Genomic DNA, 5399 nt, shown 5'->3' on the forward strand with positions numbered 1-5399 from the left:
GTTTGAGCAGTTTCTGCATCAGCGTGATTCTGTGAAGAGTGTGAATACCGACCCTATGAGCTATTTGCAGTTCCTGGCAAATACGTTTGGCTCTAAGAAGGGACGCGAGTATGAAGTTTATAAGCACATTCCACAGAAGGGCACTCTCACTTATACGGATGTCCTGCACAATGACTTTTTCTTCTGTTATGAGGAATCCATTCCGACGTTTTCTTGGAAACTTGCCGATGGTGACACTATAATTATAGGTTATCCCTGCCATAAAGCCGTTTGTCAGTTCCGTGGGCGCACTTGGACAGCGTGGTATTCGTTGGACTTGCCTTTTGATAACGGTCCATGGAAGTTGGGTGGTTTGCCAGGACTCATACTGGCTGCTTCTGAAAGCCGACATGAATTCTCGTTTGTTGCCACAGGTATAGAGCAGATGCGGCAAACTGCAACTATCTGTTTTCAACCTAAGCGTTATTTGCGTTCAACTCCTGCCAAGTTTCAACATCTGCTTGAGGATTACTGGAAAGACCAATGGAATACCACCAACCGCTTGCAAGGCAGTGGATATAGTGAACCGCCTAAGGCACAACGGACTTTCAATGCATGTTTAATGGACAAATATGAATAAGTGATATGAGAAATATATATATAACCTTTCTTTTTCTGATTTTCTGCTCAATGGCTTATGCTCAAGAGCAAGCAAAATATCGCATCACATACGATTGTGATGCGCAGGTAGTAACAGGCAAGACCAATACTTACAGATGGACGCTTGATATAGGCGAGACTACCGCCGTATTTTATAATAACAACTACAGGTTGTACAGTAGTGAACTGGCAAAAGTGAAGACACAAGGAGGTGACAATGCGATGATTGACCAACTGTCAGTAATTAGCGGAAAGTATTTCCCAAAGAATGATCTCCAGATTGTTGTTGGCTCTCCAGATAAAGGGGAATACATTTATTACAAGCAGGTTCTCAACTCCGGATTGAAATATGTGGATGCGCTTCCCGTTATCGAATGGCAGTTGACAGACAGCACAAAGACCATCTGTGAATATGAATGCAAGCAGGCGGTTGGCTCCGTATATGGCCGGACATGGACTGTATGGTATTCTATAGAGTTGCCTCTCAATTACGGTCCTTATATTCTTAATGGTTTGCCAGGATTGATTATGGCGGCAAGGGATTCGGAGGGCTTGTTTGATTTCAAAGCTGTTGGTGTAGAGAATGCTCCTGAGAATGTCTTGGTTTCGGTTTACAAAGAAGACAGCCACCAAAAGTGTACCCGAAAACGTTTCTTGCAACTGCGCTCAGAGTCAGAAGGAATCAATAAAGACCAACTTGTAGATAGAATTCTTAGTCAAAGGACATCGGGTGAAAAAGTGATAGTTTATACTGTTTCTGGGACTGATGCAAAAGTCGATAACGAGGTTGAAGTGCCTAAATATAACCATTTGGATAAAGAATGAGAATTGCCGTTTTTATTTTACTTCTGCTAACAAACCTTTCGCTCTCTGCACAAACCTTCACAGGAAAGGTGAAGGGTAAGAAAGGAGAGCTCTTGGTAGGTGCCTCGGTTGTGGCATCGACTGAGAGCAAGTCAACCGTGGCGTATTGTCTCACAAGCGATAATGGTGAATATAAGTTGACTATTCCTAAAGGGAAAAATCCTGCAAGCATAACGGTAAGTTATATTGGTTATCAGAAGAAGACGATGCCGTTTGCTGATTTGAAGGATGGCATGACTATCACGTTGGCAGAAGGTGGCTTCAAGTTAAAGGAAGTAAAGATAAAAGCGGAGCGTATAAAAAGCACAGGAGACACGCTCACATATTCGGTTGCTGGTTTCCGCCAGGGGCAAGACCGAAGCATTGCCGACGTGATAGCCAAGATGCCTGGACTTGAGGTAAAAGCGGATGGCAAGGTGGAATACCAAGGAAAACCTATCAACAAGTTCTATATTGAGGGACTTGACTTAATGGGGTCGCAATATGGTGTTGCCAACCAAAACATCTCAGCTGATAAGATAAAGAGTGTGCAGGTATTGGAGAATCATCAGTCGGTGAAGTCGTTGCGTGGCGTGTCGTTCAGCGAACAGGCTGCTCTCAATCTTGTGTTGAAGGATGATGCCAAAGCCGTATGGACGGGAGCGGCTGACATAGGTTTGGGTTATGGTGATGATTTTCTATATGACTGCCGACTGATGGGTATGCGTTTCAACAAGAAGTATCAGACTCTGATGATGTACAAGAACAACAACATCGGCAAGCAACTCGACAATGAGGTGCTCGACCTTGCTGCATTGTTGAAGGGAAGAACTGGCTCTGAATCGGGCTTTCTCTCTATGATGTCGGTTGCGGCTCCCGACCTTGCAGACAACCGCTATACTTTCAACAATAGTCATCTTGTAGCCGGCAATTGGCTTTGGAAAACTGGCAAGGATTCGGAACTACGTGTGCAAGGCAATGGATTTATAGACAAGACCGACATGCAGGACTATAGTTCATCCACCTATCTCACCCTTGCCGACATGCCAGTCATAGTTGAGGAGCAGAATGTCAGCAACACCCGAAGCGAATGGAAGGGTGAGGCTAACTATCAGTACAACGGCAGCAAGAGTTTCATCAAGAACAACCTTAAAGGCTATATTGAATTTAACAAGAGTATCGGCACGATGATGTACAACGGACAGCGCACCGACATGATGGTGAAGCCGCACAAGCGTAGTATTACTGAGGATTTTCAGGTGTCGCACACCACGGCAAAGGGCAACATATATAACGTTGACAGTTATTGGACCTACAGCTATCTGCCGGGACAGTTGCTCACCATTGGTGGAATGACAGAACGGCTGAATCTCGGTTTCTTCTCTACACAGAATGAAATGCAATATAAACTGAAAGTCGGCAGACACTATCTCAACAATGAGTTGGGAATGAACTACGACTATCAGAGCATTGGTGTGGCAATGGACGAGGAAGCGGAGAAGACGAATGTGTATCAGTTGCTTCGCATGTATTGGTCTCCTTCAATGTCGTTCCTTTTCGGAAAGCATAGGATAGGAATAAAGTCGAAGATAAGTTATGCCCGTCAGTCTTACCGTGAGTCAAGAAGCAATCATCTGTGGATAGACCCTGCGGTGGGTTGGAATTGGAAGGCAACTGTTGTTTCTGAATTTTCGGCTAATGTTGGTTATGCTAATGCGCCATTGATGGGAAGGTCTATCTATGACACTCCTATCTTCACAAGCTATCGCACGCAGAAAGTGAATAGAGGCAAAACGGATGCTACTCACTCTCTTCATGCAACGGCAGCATATAAATACACCAATCCTGTGTCGGGACTGTTCTTTAATATTCGTCCTTCATATAATAGAATGTCGGGAAACATCCTTTACGAGAGTGCGATGAACGGCAATATCTACACCATGACTGCTACCGACAAGGAATATGCCATGCAGACAATAGGTGTTTCCGGTCGTGTAAGCAAATCGTTTGGATGGGCAAAGACACTTGTCGGTATTGGCGCCTCACACAACATCACAGATTATAATATGCTTGTGTCGGGCATTGTGAATGACGCACGTATGAACACAACCTCTGTTTCGTTCAACTACTCATTGCGTCCAGCAAGGTTTCTTTCTGTTGAGGGTAAGTCGAATGTGAACATTTATAAGCAGAAAAACCTCACGGCCCCAGAACTCTCTTCCGACCCCACAACCGACTGGGAACATATCCTTAAACTATATGTGTTCCCTGCCAAAGGATGGATGCTGAGCGTAAAAAACGAACTCTTCCATACCAACGACAAGAGCATCGGTGTAAACCACTTTCTTGACCTTGCCATTGCCTACAAGGCTAAGCGTTGGGAATTCTCCGTCACAGCAAACAACCTTATTGGCACTTCTGAGTTTGAACGAAGAACTCTCGGCAACACCATTGAGTCGTATAGCATTACTCGTCTTCGTCCAAGAGAAGTGCTTGCAAAGTGGAGTATGGATTTGTAAACTACAAGAAGTCCTTTAATGCAAGAAAGATTACTAAGAAAGTCATAACGAAGCCAATTATGAAGAAGAGCCAAAAGAACCACTGGGCATAGTGACCGAGGTAGCAACCATTATATTCCTTGTATCGCTCACGGACTTTTTTCCGTTCATCAGCAAACATGGAATTGACCTCACGGATATGCATCTGCATCTGTGCGGTCATCCATTGGCGTTCTTTGGCAAACAGTTCTTGAATCTTCTGCCAGTCAGCATCATTGACATTTACAGACACCTTTAATTTCGTGGGAGCATTTTCCAAGACTTTGTCTATGTGCTGATTGATGGTATCAACCTTTTTGCCGATAGTAGTCACAGCACCGCCTAATTTGGCTTCCGCACGTTGATACTGCTGAACAGCATCGCTACATGAGCGACATTCTCTGTTGTCGCTATATTATTATCCTCTGGAATCTGAACCTCATTAGTAAAGACGTCTTTGACAGAGTTCGGAATCCACACCTTTTTGACTTCATCGTCAATGTTGATTGTGAATGCCGTTGGTGTAATTTGAGGTTGCGCCTTTGGTTGTGATGCAGTTGGAGTATGAACGACAGGACGAACTGGGCGAGGCGCAGGAGCAACGGATAGAGAAACTCCGCTTGAAACGGCAAAAATGTATTGCGAAGCAGCAATATATTCTTTTGAAGCAATTATAGGTATTCCTCTTTTTATAATAATCCTCTCAACTCTTACGGATAAGTAACAAAGATGATGAAGTCTATTTTGTCACTATTCTCTGTTCTTTTATCGCCCCAGCCCTTTTTCTTTCTTTTGTGGAACGCTTCCAAGCCCTACCTTTTGTGTTCCGTCCCAATTTGTAAGTTGGTCAGCACACCCATTGGAGCCACCGAGTGAAACGTATGTGTCTGCACTACATGACGTGTGGTCAACAAAAGCGAGAAAGTTGTCAATGGCATTGTCTGTGAATTGAACTTCATTCGTGGCGAATAGTTTTGTCCAACTGGTAATACATTCTTGCTTGAAGTCTGTAATACCATGCCAAGGCATATCAGACAAGAACCTCTTTGCTGCCGAATCTATACAGGGTTTAGAGTCCAATCCAATATTATGCTTTACAGCAGATGCCATAATGCCATAGTATATGGAAGTCGCTTCTTTCTCGTTGAAGTTGACTCTATCTGTTTTTGCAAAGGATGATAAAGCTTCATGTCCCTCATGGATGAACTTGTCAAGCACTCCTATGTATCTATTTTGCCGAGCTATGCTTTCACGTTTGGCTTCGGCTTCTTGCCGAGCCTTTTCTTTTGCATCTTCCTTCTTTCGTACTTCCACTCGTCTCCATGCGTCTATCATTTCTGGCTCCTGCCAAATGGCATTCCAACGAGCCTTCAAATCATT

At 44.0% G+C, this 5399-nt stretch carries 4 protein-coding genes and 1 pseudogene; 3 read left to right on the forward strand and 2 right to left on the reverse strand.

Annotated features, from left to right (window positions below):
• The 3 genes from I6E38_RS14275 to I6E38_RS14285 form a co-directional block, all read left to right on the forward strand.
• The coding region (locus tag I6E38_RS14275) for a GLPGLI family protein (protein ID WP_235394621.1) at positions 1–619 on the forward strand (619 nt) is incomplete at its 5' end.
• A 5-nt stretch (positions 620–624) separates the two neighbouring features.
• Positions 625–1464 carry a GLPGLI family protein gene (locus I6E38_RS14280; protein ID WP_235394622.1) on the forward strand — a complete coding sequence of 280 codons (840 nt, stop codon included), beginning with the start codon at positions 625–627 and terminating at the stop codon, positions 1462–1464.
• Positions 1461–4001, forward strand: coding sequence for a carboxypeptidase regulatory-like domain-containing protein (locus tag I6E38_RS14285; protein ID WP_235394623.1), 2541 nt, complete (start codon positions 1461–1463; stop codon positions 3999–4001). The genes I6E38_RS14280 and I6E38_RS14285 overlap by 4 nt, the downstream gene beginning before the upstream one ends.
• A 1-nt stretch (position 4002) precedes the next feature.
• Here I6E38_RS14285 and I6E38_RS14290 read toward each other — a convergent pair whose 3' ends face one another.
• Positions 4003–4299: a hypothetical protein gene (locus I6E38_RS14290; protein ID WP_235394624.1), complete on the reverse strand. Its 297-nt coding sequence runs from the start codon at positions 4297–4299 to the stop codon at positions 4003–4005.
• Positions 4300–4784: 485 nt separating this feature from the next.
• Positions 4785–5399: pseudogene (locus tag I6E38_RS14295) on the reverse strand (MobV family relaxase); the annotation flags it as partial.

Source organism: Leyella stercorea (assembly GCF_021531355.1).
Lineage (GTDB): Bacteria > Bacteroidota > Bacteroidia > Bacteroidales > Bacteroidaceae > Prevotella.